Raw genomic sequence first — 20,701 nt, forward strand, 5'->3', positions numbered from 1 at the left:
TTGCGCGCCGCTAAAACGCTTGAACGAACGAGTACCAGTCGCCGTCGAACTCCTGGTATCCGATCTCGCCGTCGCGGCGTGGCTTGCCGAGATATGGTGCGCCGTCGGGTAAGTACGCCAATCCGATCGAATCGATCAGACCGCCCTCGATGTGGAAGCGGCACCCGTTGCCGACGGGCCAGACCTGCAGGACCCGGTAGACGCCAATTGTTTGGTTGTCCATCGACTTCTGGCAATCCGCGGCCACTGCTTCGAGCGAATCTTTCGACAATGCAAACGCAGCACGCGAAGGGACGGACAAGGTCACGAGCGCACCGGTGACGAGCACGATCACCGGCGCGATCGTGCTCAAACGCAGAGTTTTGTACTTCATCCAGCCAATCAGGCTGAGTATCAACCACACTCCGCCCAAACCGAGCAGTACTGAGGCTGCGAGCGCAAAGAACGGAAAGTACACAACCGGCGGCATGAAGGACCAGACGATGACGCCGCACGTGAGGGCGACAAGCACTGCGGCGACAATCGCTGTCACCTTCCACCAAGATGCCGGGCCTCCACCGTCGGTCATCGGATCGCCGCTAGTCATCGGATAACCCTTGCACAACGCAGTAACCGCGGAGTGGAAAGTGGAATTGTTCCCGCTGACGCACCGAGGAAGCCATTTGCGCTTACCAGGCCATTTCGGTGCGGGCCTCGCGTCGCAGTTGGGCAAGCTGTCGTCCGTCGGCGAGCTGCCAGTCTCTCCAGCCTGCCTCTGTTGCCCCATGAGTTCTGTCAGTGGCGCTGAGGGGGAACGGTAGCGTTTCCCGTTCACCTCGAGCGCTCCGTCCCGTGTGACCGTCGCGGTGTAGGTATCTTTCCCGTGCTTTAGGGAATTCTGGATCGAACCCTCGATTTTCTGCTCAGTGGTGCTGGTTCACGGGTCGGCCGGATTCGAATCGCCAGATCGCATGATCAAGATGTGTGACATTGCGGCCCGACTTCTCGGCTACAGCCTTCACCAGGGTTGCGGCATCAGTGGGGCTGACATTCTCGGGCGCAGATCCGATCGCACCCGCCACATAGCGGATGACCATGCGATCAGCTTTCACGCCCCCAATGCCTGCGAGCATCAGGAAGTAGTTCCAGGTGATCCCGGAGCGCTGTCCTGGCACTCTGATCCACGCCTTCTTTGTCTCCTCAATTTTGCTTGGGGCGGCGTTGAGGAGGTCATGGGTACTGTTGATTCCCTGCTCACGCAGCTGAACAGCAGCCTCGTGAATAGCCGCAGCTTTGAGCGGAGCACCTATGCTCGTCGACGTTGGTTTGCGATTGTTCGTCATCTCAGCCCATTGCTGGGGACCGCCGAGTTCTGCGAAGGTGCCCAGTAGGGCTTCTGCATTGTCGGTGTCTGCATTGCCGCCTTGCGACTGCCGGTATTCGATGTAGTGACGCAGCACGTTCTTGACAGAGTTGTAGTGCGCGCCAGTGGATGCGATCGAATCGATGATGCAAAGGGCCAGACTGTGCGGATAGCCGTCGGGTCGGAACCAGAGATCGGGGTCGCCGAGATCGAGATCGCAGCGCTTTGCAAGAAGGTCAACCCGATCATCTGTTGTTGCGGGCATGCTGTGTCCTCTGTTCTGGATATGCGCTCAGTGAGTTCTCAATGCACTATGCACGATCCCTCTGACATAGCTGTAAGAAAGGGGTAAGACGGGGCATTGCAAGAGGGTGATGTTGCCGGATGATTCAAAGACTACGAAATCGATCTTGATAAGAGAAGTTCAATTTTCCTCTGAATAGACTGCGCACTATCTACACCATTGGTGAAAATGCCGATCGGCGCGACTGCGGATATGCCTCATGCGTGCCGCCTTGCTCACGCTGTAGCAAGGCGTATTCAGCTTGCGTCGAATCAATTAGCGGTGTGTCGCCTCGCTCATCAACAGTGAGTGGTGGTTCGCAGTCAGAGTGCATGGAGGAGTCGGAGTGCATGAATGGTGCCCAATGTTTCGAAATCTATTGTGCGTAGACATTTTCCGTTTGAATCTTACCGGTCCGGGCCCGTGATCGAGAGGTCTTGGAATGAATCACTTTGGTATTGGTGAGCGTTGTGATGGCAGAGGGTAGGGTCGGATTGTGAACCAGGATCTGATCATTCGCCGCTACGTATCCTCGGATGAGGATGTGGTCGTCGACTTGTGGTCGCGCGCTGCCCGTGAAGCCCACCCGTTCCTTGCGGGTGAGGGAACGGGCGAACGGGAGCAGAAGATGCGAGAGGTTTATCTGATTCAGGCCGACAATTGGGTCGCTGAGCACAACTCCGCTGTCGTTGGACTGTTGGGAATGATCGGCTCCGAAATCGGGGGACTGTTCGTCGCGCCGGCGTCACAAGGGTTGGGCGTCGGGCGGGCGTTGGTCGAACACGCCACAACCATGCACGGCGAGGTGACACTCGAGGTCTACACCCTCAACGATCGCGCCCGCAGGTTCTATGCGCTGATGGAGTTCGAAGAAGAGGGGCGTCGACACGACGCCGAGACGAACCATGAATTGATCACCCTTCGTCGTACTGGTCGCGACTCCTCCCTCATCTAGGCATGAGAAACGCGAATCAGCCCGGGTGCCAGGAGTTCCACCACTCCACGATGGGGACCAGCCAGGGAGTCCAGATCTTCCAACTGTCGCCGAGTCCGTACGGCGGTATCGGAATCATGACCATCGTCTCCTGAACGTTCCGCGGACAAACTCGTCAGTGAATCCGATGCGTTCCAGCGTGCTTACGCTTGGGCCTGCTGGTCTGCCTGCAGGTGCTTGACCGGGCATCCCGTGGGGAAGGTGCCGAGGTCTTCGACCTTGTAACCGTTCGGGTAGCTGCGGATGTTGGGCAGCTCGCGGGCGAATTTCCGCTTCGTACGCACGGGGAAGAACCGCAGCAGGCGCGCGCGGACCTTCAGCGCACCGCGTGAGACGACGCGCATCGCAGTGCTCGGGTGCCTGTAGTGGAAGGCGTCGAGTAGGTGATCGTCCATGAGCGCGAAGGCGAATCCCTTGACCAGAGCCTTCGGTGCCAGGTTGTTGGGCGGGAAGGTGCACATCAGGTCGAGGGTGGAATCAGCGACGGCTCGGGCGCCGGGATCGAATGAAAAGTGTTCGCGCTCATAGTCATCGAGAAGTTTGACGAAGCCCTCGTAGGTGTCAGGAGTGTCTTTGATGTTCATGTACCGACCCAGGTGGCGGTAATAGTTCGTCGACCCGACGATCTCGTTGTCGGTCATCTTCCGCCAGCCGTACTCGTCGAGCCATCTGACCGGCGTGACGACGAAGGTGGCCAGGACATAGAGCATGTCGTCGTTGGAGATGTCGTACGAGCCGTGCATCTGATTCATTCGACGCACGCTCTTGCGGCCTTCGGTGCTGCTGAGGCCGTGCTCGAGGATGGCGTCGAGGATCAGGCTGGTGTCGTCGTAGCGCTTCTGAACCTTGTCGGTGAACTCGCCCGTGGAGAAGAGGAGCTTGCCGATCGAGGGGACAGCGTATGTACGAAACAGTGCGAAGCTGAGCGCCTGATTGATGTCCCAGGGAAACTCTTGCGCCGCGAGAATGCGCGACATCTCTTCGTAATCGGTTTCGGGATCGAGTTGATCCGTGCGACTGCGGAGGTCGTAGCGCTTCATCTGAACACTCCCTGGGACTGGTCTGCACGCGGCAGAGATAGGTGTGAGCTGCACCACCGACTGTAGTTCTGACAACACGCGTTGTCTAGGGGGTGTGAATAGTCGTCTTTCCTTCGTTTCGGGCGTTGTACCAGGGGTATCCGGAAAGTGTTGTCGACCCGAGGAGCAGCTATGAGCGTCACACGCACGGCCGGGGTTTTTGCGGCCATCGGACTACCGATTGCCGCGAGCGTCATGTTCGCCGGAGTCGCCTCGGCTGATCCGCCCCACCCTTTCGGCGGCGCCGCCGTCACTATCGGGTGTCCGAATCAGGGGTCGCTGGCCTCGTTGACCGGACTCACCGGCCAGTCCGGGCCAGAATCCAATCCGCCCATCGCCAAGGGTGACATTCGCTTCGATTCGTTCCCGGCCGCTGCACCCATCCCGGCGGCGGGTCAGGTGACCGTTGCGTGGGTCAACACCGACACGGGCAAGTCCGGAATCGTCGACCTGGTCGGTACTTATCCGTACCTGTCCGCGACGGTGAACACCGGCGTCGGCAATGTCGTTGCGACGGCGTTCGGTTCGATCAACTGGGGCAGTAGTCCCATCTGCCAGTCGAATCCGACGATCGGCAGGTTCATAGCCTGATCTTGAGCCTCATCGTCGCGGCCTGGACGGGCACAGGGTTGGCGGTATCGCGTGATTATCTGTCATCTCGGAGATACCGCCGGGTCCGCCCCATCCCATATTCTGAAACATGTTAGGTGAAAGCATATTTCAGGGATGGAAAAGGTGGCGACGTGAACGGGTCGAGCGCGCGTCAGTTGATGAGCCAGATGCTCGTCGAAAAACGAAACAGTCTTGCGCCCGAAAAGGTCGGCATGCGCTGCGAGGGTGCTCGCCGAATGCACGGCCTCAGTCGGCGCGATGTCGCGCAGATTGCCGACATCAGCTTCAATCACTATCAGCGGCTGGAACAGGGTACGTCCGTTGGTGTTTCGGCTCCGGTTATCGTGAGGATCTGCGACGCCTTGTTGATGGAAGACGACGAGAAGGCGCGCATGCTGGCATTGCACCAGGTATGGGCGCGCCCTCGTCGACCGCTCGCTGGATCCCGAGTTGCCGGATCTCAGGCTGCCGGTGAAATCTCCGGCAGGCAGCGGGCCAGTTCGTCCGGCGTGTAGAAGAAACTCCCGGCGCTCACCGGAGCGCACGGGGCAGCAAATGCTGTCTCGCGCTCGTTGTAGAGCATTCGGACCAGACGCTTACCCTCCGGTCCGGCGTAGACGTCCCACTGCACGTTCGCAGCCATCGGGCTGACCTGTGATCCGCGCCAGGGGTTGTTCGCATAGGTGTAGAGGTCGCCCTCCGCCTGCGAGACGGTGCTTCCCGGCAGTTTCAAGAGTGCTGCGAAGGGGATGATCGTTTCTGCGTGTGCAAACCGGAAATCCGCTCCCGGGACGGCGTCGTCGCCGGTATGTTTCTGCAGGCCGCGCAGGAACTCGTCGCGCAGGACAGTTGCCATCCGGTAGGTGACGTCTTCACCGGTGAAGCCCGGGCCCTTGGCGTAGAAGTCCTCGGCATCGTTCGTGTATGCGAGCCACTGCGCGTCAGCAGGTTCGATGAACCGCTCGAAATTCCACTTGCCTTCTTCGGCCATGCCCGGAGTGATGATGTACGTGTTGTACAGCATGTACGCGGCGTCGACTTCGTTGTCGATCGTGCTGGAACCCTTGCCGCGGTCGACGAGTGAGAACTCGCCCGCACTCAGCCGGTTCACGAAGTCCTCCGAGTAGAGCCTGAGCATCATGTGCCGTGAGACCTCGCGGGTGCGGGGAAGATCGGCGATCTGGTCGTCGACGGCTTTCAGTCGAGGATCGGACTCTTCGTAGTCCTTGTAGTCGGCGTTTGCATCCGAGTCGTGGAAGTAGAGAAGGTCGGCATCCGTGGTCACCGGTGCAACATCGCCGGCGACGGCTGGAAACGCACCGGTCAGCCCTTGCGCGAAGTTCTCGGCGCTGTCCACGGCACGGTCCACACCCGACGAGGTCAAGGTGATGGTGCCCTGTTGCGCTGCGATGGCGTCGAACAGTTGGGGGAGGCGTTCAGTGACCCGCGCGCCGAGCTGTCTGTGTTCGGTGATCCCGCGTCCGCTGAGGTTGCCGTACCCCAGCTTCTTGTTGGCGGCCATGAGATCACGGAGGGCCGGGCCGAATTCCTTGCCGACGGGAGTCAATGCGTTCTCGGCTTCGGCGATTTCCCACAGCTGCAGGCTCAGGTCGTCGTACTTCAGGCTCGACAGTGCTCTGGAACCATGGCGCGCAACACTTTCCGTGTACACGGGGGAGTATCCCGTCGGCGGCGCCTGATAGTCGGCGATGCGCTGGCCGGGAGTGTAGGGCGTCTTGGACGTGAAGCCGCCGTCGCTGACGGTTGGTATCTCTGTCGAACCGGAGCTCGAACCGGCGTCGAGCGAACCGAACGGTGACGCCGTGGCGATGGACTGGACGCTGCTGGTGACAAGCACTAGTCCGACAGCGCCGGCAGCGGCCAGCACGCCGAAGCGTGAGCTTCGCATGGTGAGTTGATCCTCTCCGTCGGTGCCGAGGTGACACGACGGAAGGAAAGTTAGAACAGCTAAGCGTCCGAATTGCTCCTATTTGCCCATGTGCAGATGGACGCGGGGTTACAAGTTTCGGATTCGCGGAGCTCAGGAGGGTTTGGCGGCAATCCCGATCGACACGGAGAGCGACAACGCGATGAGGGTCATGGCCAGCCACTGGTAACTCTTGGGCGTGGGCTGCTTCTTACGTCCGAACTTGCTCACTGAAGTCTCCCGTTTGTCCGTGGGTACTCAGCACATATTACTGTTCCATTACCCCGATTGCGTGGTCGACCTAAAACTGTGCGCGATCAGACAGCAGGCGGACCGTGAAGTCCGCCCGCTGCCCTGTGATCAGGAGGTCGTGCGCAGCTCCCGTCGCAAGATCTTGCCCGTGACGGTCTTGGGCAGTTCCTCCACCAGCACCACGGAGCGTGGGTACTTGTACGCCGCCATCCGCTGCTTGCAGTGATCGATCAGATCTTCCGGGGTGACCGACGCCCCCGCGACGAGGCTGACAAACGCCTTCACCGTCTCACCGCGGTATTCGTCGGCGATCCCGACGACTGCCGCCTCACGGACTGCGGGGTGCTCGGCAAGAACGTCCTCGACCTCGCGTGGCCACACCTTGTAGCCGGACGCGATGATCATGTCCTTCTTACGGTCGACGACGTAGAACCAGCCGGCTTCGTCCATGAACCCCACGTCGCCGGTGTGGAACCACCCGTCGCGAATGGCCGACGCACTCTCCTCCGGCTTGTTCCAGTAACCGCGCACCACCTGTGGACCTCGGACGACCAGTTCGCCGATCTCTCCGATCGGCAGGACCGCACCGCCCTCGTCTTCGATGCGGACCACGGTGTTGGGTACGGGAACGCCGACAGACAGTGCTCCGGATGTGGGGTCGACCGGCGTATCCGCACCAACGGGAACGGCATGGGTCGGCGACGTGGTCTCGGTCAGCCCGTAGATGTTGTGCAGCGCAGCACCGGTCATGGCGCGGACGGCCTCGGCGGCAGTCGGCGAGATGGGTGCGCCGCCGGAATACAGCAACCGCATGGAGGAGAAGTCTTCCGGCGCGCAACCCGGAGTGTTGAGCAGTGCCGTAAAAGCAGTGATGGCGCCGACTGTGAATGTCGGTTGGTGCTCACGAATCGCGTCGAGCATCACCTCGGGCTGGAAGCGATAGGCAAGCACCAGCGGCATTCTCGCCAGGACGGACACCGCGATGTGACCGATCAACCCCGTGATGTGGAAGAGCGGTGCAACTCCGAGAACCGTGTCTTTCGGGGTGAGCCCCAACCAGTCCCGGTACACCTGGGCGTTGAAGGTCATGTTCGCGTGAGAGGTCATCGCTCCCTTCGGCGGACCTGTGGTTCCCGACGTATAGGTCAGTACCGCAATGTCTTCCGGTGCAGCGTCGGTAGTGATCGGATCGCCGAGACGATGCTGGTCGATCAGCGTCGCGAGATCGTCGGTACCGAGGTCCTTCTTCACGATTCCGTCGAAAATCCTCGGATCGTTGCGGCTTTGGTACTCGAGTTCCGAGGTGGTGATGACTCGCCTGACCGGCGAGTCGGAGACGACGTTGCGGCCGGCGGACTCGTAGAGCCCCTCGAGAGCGATCAGAACCGCTGCTCCGGAATCTTCGAGTTGGTATCCCAGTTCTCGTTCACGGCTCATCGGATTGATCGAGACTGCGACGCCGCCGGCTTTCCAGATTCCGGCGAGGGCGAGCACGAATTGCGGAACGTTCTGCAGGAAGAGTGCGACACGGTCTCCCTTCGCCAGACCACCTGCTCGTAGTGCGCGGGCCAGGGCGTCACTCTGCTGATCCACTTCAGCGAAACTGAGTTGACCGTCGAAGTACTTCACAGCCGTGGCGTCCGGATCAGAGCGGACCGCCGCTGCCAACATTTCGAGCATTGTGGGCTGTTCGACGTCGATGTCGGGGGGAACGTCGTTGCGGTACAACGCCAACCAAGGGCGATCTTCGTATGTCATTTGATGGCAACCGGATTCACGGGAGAGCCGCTGGCCTTGGCAACCTTGAGCGGTGCGGCGACGTACAAGAACGTGTACTGGCCGTCGGACGCGCAGTCCGCGGCCAGCTTCTCCAGATCGCAGATCTCGGTGAATACCACTCCGAGGTTGCGCATCAATGCGTTGTGGAGAACCAGTGCCACACCGTTTTCGGGGTCGGTGGTGACCTCGTTGGCAATGGTGTCGGTGACGAGGTTCGGAATCTCCATGTCCTGGAACCACTGGACGAGTTCGGGGCTGTAGATCAGGCCGGGCTCGCAGAAGCTCTCGTAGAAGGCTTCGCCCTGGTCGAAGAACAGCTTGAGGAAGTTGGTGCGGATGACGAGAATGTCACGCTTCTCGATGGTGACGCCCTGCGCTTCGGCACAGGCCAAAAGATCATGGTGCGTGAAGGTTTCGGCCTTGTCGAGGTTTTCCTTGCCGCGGAACTTCGCCATGTCGAGAAGTACTGCGCGTCCGACGACGCCACGGTCGGCAATCGGTTCGACGCTGGCCTTCTCGAGGCCGCCGACAGTGGTGTCAGCGGAGTATCCGTTCCACAGGGCGCCGTCGTACCAGACATGGCCGAGTGCGTCGTACTGCGTCGAGCCCTGCAGGAACGCGTCGATCTTGTCGTCCGCGTAATGCAGGCCACCGGGGAAGTTGGGGGCGTCGTCGCCGTCCCAGCTGCTCTCGTCGAAGATCTGTGTGCGCTCGGCAGGGCTGCGTCCCGGCCACACCGGATCACCCTTGGGATCGCCGATTAGACGTTGGAGTGTGAACACGGAACCCTGCTTGATGGTTCCGACGCCACGAAGCACCTGTCCGGCGTCGAGGTAGTTCAGTGAACCGACCTCGTCGGACTCTCCCCACTTGCCCCAGTTGCTGGGTGCGTCGCGCAGGAGTTCTCCAAGATATGGCGCCTCGGTCATGGTGATTCGATCCTCTCGCTACCGACACCGAACGATCGCTCGGGCGGACCTGGGTCTTTGTGATCCACATCATGTTCAGGCCGATAATCAGTAGTCAACAGGTTCACCGATTGCCGTGGTCATCGCATTGTTGGAAATCCAATGTTCGGGAATACTGAACACTGTGACCGAATTCGAGAATGCCGTCCTGATCGGAGCGTCGATCCGGCAAGCCCGGCGTCGCGGCGGGCTCTCGCTGCGCGAATTGGCCAGGCGTCTCGATGTCAGCCCGGCTACCCTCAGCGCCGTCGAGACCGGAAAGACCAGAGTCAGCGTCGACAGGTTGGCCGCAATCGGCGGGATTCTCGGAGTGCGTTTCGACGCTCTGCTCCCGGCTGCGATAGTGCGTCCGCCGGAACAGCCGCGATGGGGAGGCGACGACGCCGACCCGGACGCACATTTTCGCCCGAACGAGTGGCGAAGGTTCGGTCCGAGTTCGTTCGATCCGGTGTTGGCTGCAGCGCTCGCGGAGATGGTGAAGACCGGATATCACGGCGCTGCGATGCGTGAGATCGCCAAACGTGCGCGGATGGGTGTTCCGGGTCTGTATCACCACTATTCCAGCAAGCAACAGATGTTGGCCGAAATTCTCGACCTCACCATGGCTGAACTGAACACGAGATCGTTGGCGGCTATCGACGAGGGCGAAAGTCCCTCCGAAAGGCTGGCTTTCCTCGTCGAATGTGTGACCTTGTTCCATATCTATCGGCGTGATCAAGGATTTCTCGGTGCCAGCGAAATGCGCAGTCTCACAGCCGAGAACAGGTTGCGCATCACGGAATCACGCAACTACCAGCAATGGTTGATGACGAAGCAGGTCGACGACGGAATCGCTGCCGGTGTGTTCGGGACGGATCGGCCGCGACAGGCCGCGCGTGCAATAGTCGTGATGTGTGTCTCTGTCGCGCAATGGTATCGGCCGAGCGGACCACAAACGCCCGAGGAAATTGCACGCGACTACGCGCGTTTTGCACTGGATCTGGTGCGCCTTCAGCGACCGTGACGGACGTCATCCGGTTCGGGTGATGCGCCAGCGGGCAAAGGGGTCCATGCTTGGAAGGTATCCGTACCGCGACTCGAGTAAGGAACGAAACCCAATGTCTTCCAAGCTGTCTCACAAGGCCTACATGATCGGTGCCGGCATCGGAAACCTCTCGGCTGCCGTCTATTTGATTCGAGACGGTGAGTGGAGCGGTGAGGACATCACCATCATGGGGCTGGACATGCATGGAGCGAACGACGGCGAATCTGCCGCTACCTTCCAGCACCAGTACGGTCATCGCGAGCTGGGCAACGACGCGGGCTTCATCAATCGTGGCGGTCGCATGCTCAACGAGGAGACCTATGAGAACCTCTGGGACGTGCTGAGTGTGGTTCCGTCGCTGGACAACCCGGGAAAATCGGTGACGGATGACATTCTCGATTTCGACCACGCGCATCCAACGCACGACGTCGCACGATTGATCGATCGCGACGGCATTCGCAACAAGGGTGAAAACGACTACAAGCACATGCAATTCGACAACAAGGATCGGTACTTGTTGACGAAGCTGATGACGATGCCGGAGTCGGACGAGGCAAAACTCGACGACATCAGTATCGAGCAGTGGTTCGAGGACACTCCGCACTTCTTCACCACCAACTTCTGGTACATGTGGGAGACCACATTTGCTTTCAAGCGGGTGAGTTCGGCGATGGAGCTGCGCCGGTACATGAACCGAATGATTCTCGAGTTCAGTCGCATTCAAACTCTTGCCGGTGTCACCAGATCCCCGTACAACCAGTACGAGAGCATCATCTTGCCGATGCGGGCCTTCCTCGAAGGCAAGGGCGTGAAGTTCGTCAACGAACTGAAGATCACGGAGTTCGTGTTCAAGGACACCCCGCTACGAGACGAGATCATCGTGACGGGACTCGATTACGAAAACGTCCGCACCGGTGAGAAGGGCCGAATCGACGTGGCAGAGGGCGATTTCGTCTTCGACACCAACGGCAGCATCACCGACAGTTCTTCGATCGGCGATCTCGACACCCCGATCGTCGAAGACATGAGATACGCACCGAGTGCGCTGCTGTGGAAGCAGGCCACCGAGCATTTCTACGATCTCGGGAATCCCGACAAGTTCTTCGGGGACCGGGCGCAGAGTGAGTGGACCAGCTTCACCGTCACCACTTCGTCACACGAGCTCATCAACGAGATTTCCCGAATCACCAAGCAACTCCCCGGAAATGCGCTCAACACATTCGTGGACTCGAACGTGCTTCTGTCGATCGTGGTCCACCATCAGCCGCACTACCACGCGCAGAAGGAGAACGAAGGAGTCTTCTGGGGTTACTGTCTGTTCCCGCGCAAGGACGGCGACTACGTGAAGAAGCCGTTCATCGAGATGACCGGGCGGGAAATGCTGGAAGAGACGCTCGGACACCTCGAGGCGCTCGACGAGAGCGGTGCGCTCGCCGCGCGTCGACAAGAGATTATGGACAGCGTCGTGAATTCGATACCCAGCCATATGCCTTACGCCAGTGCGCTGTTCAATCGGCGCGCCGTCGGCGACCGGCCGCTGGTGGTGCCGAAGCACTCCAAGAACCTGGCGTTCATCAGTCAGTTCGCGGAGCTGCCGTTCGACATGGTGTTCACCGAGCAGTACTCGGTGCGCTGCGCTCAGGTAGCCGTCTACAAGTTCCTGGGGATTCCGGAAGACAAGCTCACCAAGATGCATCACTACGAGAAGGATCCGAAGGTCCTCGCCAAGGCCGCAGTGACGATGTTCCGCTGAGGGGTGCTCAGCGACCGTGCCGCTTCTCGTAGTCCTCGCGAGTGCGATCGGCACGGCGCTGGGCCTTCTCGTCGAGCAGTTCGGGATCGAGTCCGTGGCTCAGCAGGCGGTGACGGCGGTAGATCGTCCCGAGCGCCACGACGAAGTACGCGAGCGGGATGAGCAACAAGGCCATCATGGCCAAGGGAATCCAGATCGGTCCCGGGATCAAGAGGAACAGCAGAAGGATCAGCGTCGCCGGCACGGTGAAGCGGATGATGTAGCGGGCCTGGGCGCCCGGGCCGACGAGATCGTTCCGTACCCAGTCCTGATACCGGTCGGGGAGCGTCTTCCCCAGGAGGTATCCGCAGTACTGAGGAAAGTTCGGGCGAGTCTGTTCGGCCATGGCATCCAGGATAGTGCCTGGTACTGCCGCTTACACCGGTGCCTTGAACGTGCGTCGGTAGGCGCTCGGTGAAACGCCGAGGGCCTCGTTCATGTGTTGACGCATGGATGTCGCAGTCCCGAAGCCGGTTCGAGCAGCAATCGCATCGATCGACAGATCGGATTCCTCCAGTAGTTCCCGCGCCCGATCGACGCGTCTGCTGGTCAACCAGCGGTTCGGTGTGGTTCCGACTTCGTCGCGGAATCGACGGCTGAACGTGCGGACGCTCATGTTGGCGCGCGTCGCCAGGTCCGCCAGGGTGATCGGGTCGTCGAGATGTTCGAGGGCCCAGTGCCGAGCGTCGGCAGTCGATTCCGAAGGCTTGTCGGCCAGGGGGCGTCGGATGTACTGAGCTTGGCCACCGTCGCGCCACGGCGGTACGACGCAACGCCTCGCGACGGTGTTCGCCACTTCCATGCCGTGGTCACGCCTGACGATATGCAGGCAGAGGTCGACTCCCGACGCCACCCCGGCCGAGGTCAGGATGTGGCCTTCGTCGACGAACAGCACGTCCGGATCCACGTTCACCTTGGGATAGACACGCTGGAAATGGTCGGTGTTGCGCCAGTGCGTCGTGGCGCGGAGTCCGTCGAGCAGACCCGCCGCGGCGAGGATGTACGACCCGGTGCAGATCGAGACCAGCCGAGTGCCCGGCCGGATGTGTTGGAAAGCTGCGGCCAACTCGGGGGAGAGGTAGCCGTCTTCGTAGGCCGGACCCAACTCGTACGACGCGGGGATGACGACGGTGTCGGCGGTGGCGAGCAACTCGCTCCCGTGGTCGACCGAGATGCTGAAGTCTGCGTCGGTCTGCACGGGATTGCCGTCGACGGTGCACGTCAGGATCTCGTACAGCGGCCGATCCTCGACGTCGAGGGCACGTCCGAAGATGCGCGCCGGGATGCCGAGTTCGAAGGGAATGACTCCATTCAGAGCCAGTACGACGACGCGATGCGGACCAGACATGGCTTGATTCTTTCATATATTGGCAATCTGGCCACTGTTCTCGATCGAATCCGAACTGCAGAATTCTCTCTGTGACTTCTGAGACCGCTCTCCCCGAATCAGGCCAACAGCAGGTGAGCCCGCCGCGCTTTCACCGCGCCTGGTCCGTCGCGATCGTGGCGTTCCTGGCGTTGGTCGGTGCGGCGAGCTTCCGCGCTGCCCCATCGGTGCTGATCGATCCGCTGCACGAAGATTTCGGGTGGTCGCGCGCCAGCATCTCGGCGGCCGTCTCGGTCAACCTGATTCTGTACGGGTTGACCTCGCCGTTCGCTGCTGCCTTGATGGAGAGGTTCGGTATCCGGGCGGTCGTCACCTCGGCGTTGGCGCTCATCTCGCTCGGCAGTGGTCTCACCATCTTCATGACCTCGAGTTGGCAGCTCATTCTGCTGTGGGGTGTCTTCGTCGGTCTCGGTACCGGTTCGATGGCACTGGCGTTTGTCGCCACCGTCGTCGATCGCTGGTTCGTCGAGAAGCGTGGTCTCGTGACCGGCATCCTGACGGCCGGTGGTGCTGCCGGTCAGCTGGTGTTCCTTCCGGTCCTGGCGAAGATCGCGGAAACGTACGACTGGAAGAGCGTCGCCTTCACAGTTTCGTTTGCCGCACTGGCCGTTGTGCCGTTCGTTCTGCTGTTCCTGCGTAACTATCCGTCAGACGTGGGTACGACGCCTTACGGAGCGCCCGCCGATTACGCCCCACCAGCCAAGCCTGTCTACCAGCGCGGCGGTGCCGGAGGCCGGGCGATCTCGGTGCTGGTGATGGCGTCGAAGACCAAGGTGTTCTGGCTTCTCGCCGGTACCTTCGCGATCTGCGGCGCGAGCACCAACGGCCTGATCGGCACGCACTTCGTCCCGGCGTCGCACGACCACGGAATGCCGATCACGACTGCCGCGTCCCTGTTGGCGTTGATCGGAATCCTCGACATGGTCGGCACCATTGCTTCGGGTTGGTTCACCGACCGGATGGACTCGCGAAAACTTCTCGGCATCTATTACCTGTTCCGCGGAATCTCGCTGCTCTTTCTGCCGTTGTTGCTCGCGAACACTGTGAATCCACCGATGATCGCGTTTGTCATCTTCTACGGGCTCGATTGGGTGGCGACGGTTCCGCCGACCGTCGCGCTGTGCCGTCAACACTTCGGCGCCGACGCTCCCATCGTGTTCGGTTGGGTGCTGGCATCGCACCAGATCGGTGCGGGTCTGGTGGCCTTCTTGGCCGGCCTCGTTCGTGATCAGATCGGCTCGTACGACGCTGCCTTCTTGGTGGCCGGCGCGCTCTGCGCGATCGCCGCAGTCATGTCGTTGTTGATCGCAAAACGTCCGAAAGAGGCAGTATTGGTTGACTCTGTCTGATTCGGCACTGTGATCGGTACCACCGACGGGGTAAGTTGTGTGTAACTCCAAGAACTACTCACCAGTAGGGGTACTGAAATGCCTGCTCCGTCCGCTGCGACCTTCTCGCGGCTCGCCGATCTGATCGCCATCGACAATGTTGCCGATCGCCCGACGAAGTCCATCACCGAGGTGTTCACCGGCAAGGAGCTGGCGACCATCCCTGTCGGCACCGCCGACGACGCACTTGCGGCCATCGCCCGTGCCCGCGTCGCCCAGAAGGAATGGGCCAAGCGCTCCGTCCTCGATCGCGCTGCCGTTTTCCACCGCTACCGCGATCTCATCCTCGAGAACCGCGACGCCCTCATGGACATGGCTCAGGCCGAGACCGGAAAGTCGCGTACCGCAGCTCAGGAAGAAGTCCTCGACATCTCGATGACGTCGCGGCACTACGCACGTGTGGCTCCGAAGCTGCTGCGTCCGCGTCGCGTCTCCGGCATGCTCCCGGGCCTGACGAAGACCGTCGTCCGCTACCAGCCCAAGGGTGTCGTCGGCGTCATCTCGCCGTGGAACTACCCGATGACGCTGGCCGTGTCCGACGCCATCGCCGCGCTGCTCGCCGGTAACGCCGTTGTCCTCAAGCCGGACAGCCAGACGCCGTACTGCGCGCTCGCCTGCGTCGAACTGCTCTACAAGGCGGGTCTGCCTCGCGACCTCTTCGCCGTGGTTCCCGGGCCGGGCTCCGTCGTCGGCACCGCCCTGGTTGAGAACACCGACTACCTCATGTTCACCGGTTCCACCGCGACCGGTCAGCTCCTCGCCGAGCAGGCCGGCCGTCGACTGATCGGCTTCTCCGCCGAACTCGGTGGCAAGAACCCGATGATCGTCGCCGCCGGCGCAGACCTGCGCGAGGTCACCGACGCCGCTGTGCGTGCGTGCTTCTCCAACTCCGGTCAGCTGTGCATCTCCATCGAGCGCATCTACGTCGAAGAGTCCATCGCACCCGAGTTCATCCGCATGTTCGGTGACCGCGTCAAGAAGATGAACCTCGCCGCCGGATACGAATTCGGAATCGAGATGGGCAGCCTCGTCTCCGAGGCGCAGGTCAAGGCAATCTCCGCTCATGTCGATGACGCAGTGGTCAAGGGCGCCACCGTCATTGCCGGTGGCAAGGCTCGGCCGGACATCGGACCGCTGTTCTACGAGCCCACCCTGCTCACCGGGGTTCCCGAAGACGCCGAGTGCTACCGCGACGAGACCTTCGGGCCGCTCGTCTCGATCTACCCCGTCAAGGACGTCGAAGAGGCCATCGCTGCGGCCAACGACACCGAGTACGGCCTCAACGCCAGTGTGTGGGCGGGAAGCAAGGCTGCCGGTGAAGCCATCGCAGCGCGCATCCACGCCGGCACCGTCAACGTCGACGAGGGTTACGCACCGACCTGGGGCAGCACCGCAGCACCGATGGGCGGTATGGGTGTCTCGGGCGTCGGTCGTCGTCACGGCGCCGAGGGGCTGATCAAGTACACCGAACCGCAGACCGTTGCCACCACTCGCGTCATGAATCTCGGTGGACCGCGCGGACTTCCGGCCAAGGTGTGGGCAAAGCTCATGCCTCACGCCATCAAGATCATGTCCTGGGTTCCGGGCCGGTAACGGGTGGAAACCGCCAGCGCGTACATCGAGGCAACGCCAGTATCGGTGTGGAAGGTTGTCAGCGACATCGAAGGTATGGGTCGCTTCAGTCCTGAAAATACCGGTGGAACATGGACTTCCGGAACTCCGGGCACTGTGGGTGCAAAGTTCAAGGGCACCAACAAGCATGGTCTGATTCGGTGGAGCACGCACTGCACGGTGGTCGACGTGGTCGACTGCCGGAGGTTCTCCTTCGAATCGGACGAGCCGAAAGCGCGGTGGACCTATGTGCTCGAGCCTTCGGGAACGGGCACCGTGCTTACCGAGACTCGTGAGATCTATGCGACGCCAGCGCTTTACGTGCGCATGATGTCGGGTAGCGGCCTACTCGGTCGGGGTCGAGATCAGCTGATGCAGACCGGAATGGAAACCACCCTGGCGCGCATCAAGGCGTTTCTGGAGAGCTAGAAACTGACACAAGTGGGGCTGCACTCGATTCGAGTGCGGCCCCACTTCTGTTGTTGGAGATCTAGTTTGCAGTGCTGATGAGCGCAGCGTCGATGAGCGCGGTGTAGACACGCTCCGGTTCTTCGGCGATGCGATTGAGTACGTACAGCCACCACTGTGTTCCGAAGATGACGTATTCGCGTGTGGTGAAGCCCGCTCCTCGGAGTGCGTCCAGTTGCTCGGTGCCGAGGCCGAGCAGCATCTCGAACTCGACGTGCTCGCCTCTGAGCTTCGAATCATGTTCGGCGCGTAGTGCTTCGAGGATGTCGCGGTCATGTGTCGCGATGGAGACCTGGTGACCCGAGTCGACGATTCGGGCTGCGTAGTCGAGATACGCGCTGCGCAGTTCGGCACTACCGCGTGGGTAGGCGACGGACTCGGCTTCGAGGAAGGCGCCCTTCACGAGACGGATGCGGCCGGGTCGGTCCAGCAGAGCGGCGAGATCCTTTGCCGTGCGGTGCAGTCGGGCCTGAACGGTGATCCCCACGTGAGTGAAGCGCTCGGCCAGTCGCGCGTGCATGTCGAGGACCAGGTCGGTGCGATCGGACGCTTCGGCGGAGATGATCAGCTCGGCACCGGCGCGTTCCGTGGCCTCGGCCAGGCGCACGACATTGCGAAAGCACTGCTCCGGATCGATCACCAAGCCGATGTGCGAGAGGTCGAACGACACGGTGCTCTCGACACCCGACGTGCCGATTCGTTCCGCGAGTTCCACGAAAACATCGGTTTCGGCGTTCGCGAGCTCGGGATCCCGGACGCTTTCCCCGGTGTATTCGATGCTCGCCTTGTGTCCTCGCGCGAAGATCGAGGGGAGGCGGTCGAAAGCGTCGTCGATGGTTTCGCCGCCGATGTAGCGAGCGGCGACTTTCCGTGCGAGTGCTGCAGTCGCAGCGTTCGCCATGGTGCGTTCTTTCAGGGATTCGTCGAGTGCGAGGCGGCGTAGGACGTCTGCGGCCTGGGCTTGTAGATCCGTGTTCACGGCTTCAGCGTATCCGGACGAGGGTGCGGGAATTATTCTCCAGACCCTTGCGTTCGATATATTGTCGATATATCGTCGATACGTCAAACAAACACAGACAGTCCAGGAGGACAACATGTACGCCCCACACAACAACCCAGAAATGCAAGAACGGCGCGAGCATGGCCGCCGAGGCCCGCATCGTGGACACGGTTTCCGTCGAGGATTCGAGGGCGAGCGCCCCGAGGGTCGCTTCGAAGACCGAGCAGAAGGACGCCCCGAAGGCCGACGCGGTCGGCCCGACCAGCGCGGATTCGGTCGACCTGACCAGCGCGGACACGGTCGGCCGGGTTTCGGTGAAGCCGGCGCAGCGCTCCGTCCCGCGATGGGCCTACTCCGAGGTGCCGCTGTCGCGGTAGCCGCAGGTGGGACCGCTGAGCAGGTAGCCAAGGCCGAGGCAATTCTCGCCGAGGCACGCCGAGCACTGTTCGAGATGCTGGCGGAAAAGTCGGCTGACGCGCAGCAGGCTCACACAGAATCTACCGACACGCTGCCGGCAGAGTGATCACGGCGCTCAGGCGCCGACGGTGACTTCCTCGCTGTTCATGCCGGAAACGTGGCCGTCGGCGCCCTCTCGCCAGTACCCGACAACATTGTGCTTGTCGCGAGCAATTCCTCGAACTTCCCTCAGATGCTTACGAATACGACGGCTGGTTGCGCTTTCGCACGCCACCCACGCGTAGACGTCGGCCGATTCGGATTCGGGAAACTCGACCTTCTCCACAGCCTCGAACAGCGCGCTCGGCGCCTTTCCGAGGCCACTCCCCACGAGCCACGTGTACGTGACGTCGCCGCGAGTGACAAATTCCTGTCGATCCTCTTCGGTTTCGACCTCGATGATCGCCTGTGCGACATCGCCCTCTCGAAGTTCTTCGACAATCCTGCCCAGTCCGGGGAGACCCGTGGCGTCTGCGACCAGCAGCTGCCAGCGAGGACCCGCCGGTGCTTGGTAGTGGGACCGCGAACTGTCCGACCAGAAGACGCCTAGTAGGTGACCTGGTTCGGCCCGCAGGGCCCAATCCGCTGCAATACCGCCAGGGTGCACGACGAAGTCGATGTCCAGACGTCGGCCGCCGTCGTGCACCTTGCGCACGGTGTAGTGCCGCCACGGTGGCTCGGTTCCGAGATCGGCCTTGCCGTAGTCGGGATTGTTGAAGTAGTCGTATTCTGCTTCTGTTTCACCGGGTTTCGGGAACGCGATGTCGATGCGCTCGTCGCCTTGTCCGCCGGTCGGCCAGTGCCAGTTGCCTTCTGCCTCGATGCTGATTCGCCGCATGTGCGGGGTCAGGGACGTGACGGTGACAACGCGGGCGGGTTCGCAGAAAGACATGCCTCGACCCTATTGGTCCTGCGTGTCGAAGTGGAGACAGATGCTGTCGCAAGACGGACATCGAGCGCAGCTGAAAACGCCAGCGTATGCCCCGGGGCATGATTCTTCCCCGGTGCACACGCTGGCCTTTTCAGTTATGTCGGTTCACGCCGCTGTGGGTGGGCTGTTCCCGCCGATCGGCTGTTGATACGGATCAACAGACATCGGCGGATAGAACACCGATTTCCGATCCGGGCCGATCTCCACCCGCCACTCCGTGTGGTGCATCGTCCGGTGGTGATGACCGCACAACAAGATCAGATTGTCGAGATCTGTTGGGCCACCATCGTTCCAGTGAACAATATGATGAGCATCGCACCACCCCGACGGTGTCCCGCACCCCGGAAACGCGCACCCACCATCACGAACCGCCAACGCCCGCCTCTGCGGCACCGTTGCTGTTCTCGCTTCCTTACCGCAGTCGAGCGGAACACCATTCTCGTCCAACAAAATCCGGGTGACGGTGCAGTCGCAGGCCAACATCCGTGCGGTGTCGATACTGATCGGACCTATCCAATCCGTCCACGCGAACCCCAACTCCTCAGTGGACGGCAACAGGTCTTTCAGAACTTTAAGGTCCGTCATATCTTTTGCCGACGCAGTCACCGTGATGTGCGGTTTCACCCCGCCCTCGATCGGACCCAACCCCGCCCGCTCGTACCGACGCAACAACTCGCAGAACCCGTCCGCCCGCCGTAGCGCCGGAGTACGCGTGTCCTTCACGCCGTCCTTCTCCGGCGTCGGAGCCGACAGACTCGACAACAACGTGAGCAGACGCGCCCCGTTCACGGCATCCAAATCACCCTTCACCGACACACGCCCGTACAAGCCTTTCGAGGCGTAGAACTCGTTACGCTCCGAATCCTCACCCACCGGAACGCCGTCCTCACGCTTGCCGTACTGCTTCTCGATCCGCCGGATCGCCGCCCGCACCGCATCACAATCGGCAATGTTCTGCGACGCCAGGCCAAGCAGGATCCCGCGGGCCTTGTCCACATCCGCCGGCGTCATGTTCTTGGGTGGATGCTGACAAAACGACGCCACCTGACGGGCTTTCAACGCATCCACGTCACCGCGATGAAACGCATCGCCGACAACAGGTTCGAGCATCAACAACCGCGCCAACCCGACGAGCAGACTGCACTCACCGATCTCCAAATTCGTCGAACCATGCAACCACTGCGCGATCGCCCGAAAACCCTTCCCGCCGAGAACCTCACGGGAAAACATCTCCACGATCAACAACACCATCCGCGACTGCAACTCGTGCCGGGCGCGCGCCAGATCCAGAACCTCACCCTTGAGGTCCTCGCCATCCAGCTGCCACGCTTCCCGACTGTCCATGCTCAAAGTCTAATCGAACAAAGTTTCGAACACAAGAGAATCGCAGGCGAAAATTGCTGCTGTC

The 20,701-nt window shown here is 61.2% G+C and carries 21 protein-coding genes; 10 read left to right on the forward strand and 11 right to left on the reverse strand.

Features of this window, described 5'->3' with window-relative positions; all coding sequences use genetic code 11:
* Nucleotides 1-10: 10 nt before the first annotated feature.
* Both G9U53_RS11090 and G9U53_RS11095 read right to left on the reverse strand, forming a co-directional pair.
* On the reverse strand, nucleotides 11-586 hold the full coding sequence (locus G9U53_RS11090) for a hypothetical protein (RefSeq protein WP_207624199.1): 576 nt from the start codon (nucleotides 584-586) through the stop codon (nucleotides 11-13).
* A gap of 316 nt (nucleotides 587-902) precedes the next feature.
* Nucleotides 903-1,607 (reverse strand): heme peroxidase, encoded by a 705-nt coding sequence (locus tag G9U53_RS11095; protein ID WP_165638689.1) that lies wholly within the window; start codon nucleotides 1,605-1,607, stop codon nucleotides 903-905.
* A gap of 514 nt (nucleotides 1,608-2,121) precedes the next feature.
* On the opposite strand from G9U53_RS11095, the gene G9U53_RS11100 reads away from it, so the two are divergent.
* Entirely contained in the window at nucleotides 2,122-2,580 is a 459-nt protein-coding gene (locus G9U53_RS11100; RefSeq protein ID WP_042920782.1) for a GNAT family N-acetyltransferase, read from the forward strand.
* 2 nt (nucleotides 2,581-2,582) lie between these two features.
* Nucleotides 2,583-2,714 carry a hypothetical protein gene (locus G9U53_RS33910; RefSeq protein WP_256718246.1) on the forward strand — a complete coding sequence of 44 codons (132 nt, stop codon included), beginning with the start codon at nucleotides 2,583-2,585 and terminating at the stop codon, nucleotides 2,712-2,714.
* A gap of 48 nt (nucleotides 2,715-2,762) precedes the next feature.
* Here the strand turns inward: G9U53_RS33910 and G9U53_RS11105 are convergent, their stop codons facing one another.
* Entirely contained in the window at nucleotides 2,763-3,659 is an 897-nt protein-coding gene (locus G9U53_RS11105) for an oxygenase MpaB family protein (RefSeq protein WP_003943533.1), read from the reverse strand.
* 171 nt (nucleotides 3,660-3,830) lie between these two features.
* Between G9U53_RS11105 and G9U53_RS11110 the strand changes: the two genes are divergently transcribed.
* Nucleotides 3,831-4,289 carry a hypothetical protein gene (locus G9U53_RS11110; protein ID WP_003943607.1) on the forward strand — a complete coding sequence of 153 codons (459 nt, stop codon included), beginning with the start codon at nucleotides 3,831-3,833 and terminating at the stop codon, nucleotides 4,287-4,289.
* 152 nt (nucleotides 4,290-4,441) lie between these two features.
* The gene (locus tag G9U53_RS11115; protein ID WP_058227381.1) at nucleotides 4,442-4,825 is read left to right on the forward strand and encodes a helix-turn-helix transcriptional regulator; all 384 of its coding nucleotides are present in this window, start codon (nucleotides 4,442-4,444) and stop codon (nucleotides 4,823-4,825) included.
* On the opposite strand, the gene G9U53_RS11120 is transcribed toward G9U53_RS11115, so the two are convergent.
* The 3 genes from G9U53_RS11120 to G9U53_RS11130 all read right to left on the reverse strand — a co-directional run bounded on the left by G9U53_RS11120 (nucleotide 4,771) and on the right by G9U53_RS11130 (nucleotide 9,197).
* Nucleotides 4,771-6,219, reverse strand: coding sequence for a histidine-type phosphatase (locus G9U53_RS11120; RefSeq protein ID WP_003943593.1), 1,449 nt, complete (start codon nucleotides 6,217-6,219; stop codon nucleotides 4,771-4,773). The genes G9U53_RS11115 and G9U53_RS11120 overlap by 55 nt on opposite strands.
* Before the next feature lie 378 nt (nucleotides 6,220-6,597).
* The gene (locus tag G9U53_RS11125; protein ID WP_073512954.1) at nucleotides 6,598-8,247 is read right to left on the reverse strand and encodes a long-chain fatty acid--CoA ligase; all 1,650 of its coding nucleotides are present in this window, start codon (nucleotides 8,245-8,247) and stop codon (nucleotides 6,598-6,600) included.
* Nucleotides 8,244-9,197, reverse strand: coding sequence for a cyclase family protein (locus G9U53_RS11130; RefSeq protein WP_073512953.1), 954 nt, complete (start codon nucleotides 9,195-9,197; stop codon nucleotides 8,244-8,246). Before G9U53_RS11130 ends, G9U53_RS11125 begins: the two co-directional genes overlap by 4 nt.
* Before the next feature lie 163 nt (nucleotides 9,198-9,360).
* Here G9U53_RS11130 and G9U53_RS11135 point away from each other — a divergent pair, with 163 nt between their 5' ends.
* Together G9U53_RS11135 and G9U53_RS11140 are read left to right on the forward strand one after the other, a co-directional pair.
* Nucleotides 9,361-10,239 (forward strand): TetR family transcriptional regulator, encoded by an 879-nt coding sequence (locus tag G9U53_RS11135; RefSeq protein ID WP_347570810.1) that lies wholly within the window; start codon nucleotides 9,361-9,363, stop codon nucleotides 10,237-10,239.
* Between the two features lie 46 nt (nucleotides 10,240-10,285).
* Nucleotides 10,286-12,013 (forward strand): oleate hydratase, encoded by a 1,728-nt coding sequence (locus tag G9U53_RS11140; RefSeq protein WP_073512952.1) that lies wholly within the window; start codon nucleotides 10,286-10,288, stop codon nucleotides 12,011-12,013.
* 7 nt (nucleotides 12,014-12,020) lie between these two features.
* Here the strand turns inward: G9U53_RS11140 and G9U53_RS11145 are convergent, their stop codons facing one another.
* A complete protein-coding gene (locus G9U53_RS11145; protein ID WP_003943558.1) occupies nucleotides 12,021-12,398 on the reverse strand; it encodes a DUF5313 family protein in 378 nt (125 codons plus the stop codon).
* A gap of 30 nt (nucleotides 12,399-12,428) precedes the next feature.
* Nucleotides 12,429-13,400: a helix-turn-helix domain-containing protein gene (locus G9U53_RS11150; RefSeq protein WP_007735863.1), complete on the reverse strand. Its 972-nt coding sequence runs from the start codon at nucleotides 13,398-13,400 to the stop codon at nucleotides 12,429-12,431.
* 71 nt (nucleotides 13,401-13,471) lie between these two features.
* Here G9U53_RS11150 and G9U53_RS11155 point away from each other — a divergent pair, with 71 nt between their 5' ends.
* From G9U53_RS11155 to G9U53_RS11165, 3 genes are all read left to right on the forward strand, one after another.
* The gene (locus tag G9U53_RS11155; RefSeq protein ID WP_030536659.1) at nucleotides 13,472-14,788 is read left to right on the forward strand and encodes an MFS transporter; all 1,317 of its coding nucleotides are present in this window, start codon (nucleotides 13,472-13,474) and stop codon (nucleotides 14,786-14,788) included.
* A gap of 78 nt (nucleotides 14,789-14,866) precedes the next feature.
* Nucleotides 14,867-16,420: a succinic semialdehyde dehydrogenase gene (locus G9U53_RS11160; RefSeq protein ID WP_003943578.1), complete on the forward strand. Its 1,554-nt coding sequence runs from the start codon at nucleotides 14,867-14,869 to the stop codon at nucleotides 16,418-16,420.
* A gap of 3 nt (nucleotides 16,421-16,423) precedes the next feature.
* Nucleotides 16,424-16,867, forward strand: a complete 444-nt coding sequence (locus tag G9U53_RS11165) for an SRPBCC family protein (protein ID WP_030536658.1) — start codon at nucleotides 16,424-16,426, stop codon at nucleotides 16,865-16,867.
* 61 nt (nucleotides 16,868-16,928) lie between these two features.
* Here G9U53_RS11165 and G9U53_RS11170 read toward each other — a convergent pair whose 3' ends face one another.
* A complete protein-coding gene (locus G9U53_RS11170; protein ID WP_042920644.1) occupies nucleotides 16,929-17,885 on the reverse strand; it encodes a proline dehydrogenase family protein in 957 nt (318 codons plus the stop codon).
* Nucleotides 17,886-18,000: 115 nt separating this feature from the next.
* On the opposite strand from G9U53_RS11170, the gene G9U53_RS33510 reads away from it, so the two are divergent.
* Complete coding sequence (locus G9U53_RS33510; RefSeq protein WP_241064889.1) at nucleotides 18,001-18,429, forward strand: hypothetical protein; 429 nt, start codon at nucleotides 18,001-18,003, stop codon at nucleotides 18,427-18,429.
* 9 nt (nucleotides 18,430-18,438) lie between these two features.
* On the opposite strand, the gene G9U53_RS11185 is transcribed toward G9U53_RS33510, so the two are convergent.
* Nucleotides 18,439-19,254, reverse strand: a complete 816-nt coding sequence (locus G9U53_RS11185) for a siderophore-interacting protein (RefSeq protein ID WP_165638691.1) — start codon at nucleotides 19,252-19,254, stop codon at nucleotides 18,439-18,441.
* A gap of 144 nt (nucleotides 19,255-19,398) precedes the next feature.
* Entirely contained in the window at nucleotides 19,399-20,637 is a 1,239-nt protein-coding gene (locus G9U53_RS11190; protein ID WP_165638692.1) for an HNH endonuclease signature motif containing protein, read from the reverse strand.
* Nucleotides 20,638-20,701 lie beyond the last annotated feature (64 nt).

It is taken from the genome of Rhodococcus sp. D-46, from assembly GCF_011290655.1.
GTDB lineage: Bacteria > Actinomycetota > Actinomycetes > Mycobacteriales > Mycobacteriaceae > Rhodococcus_F > Rhodococcus_F qingshengii.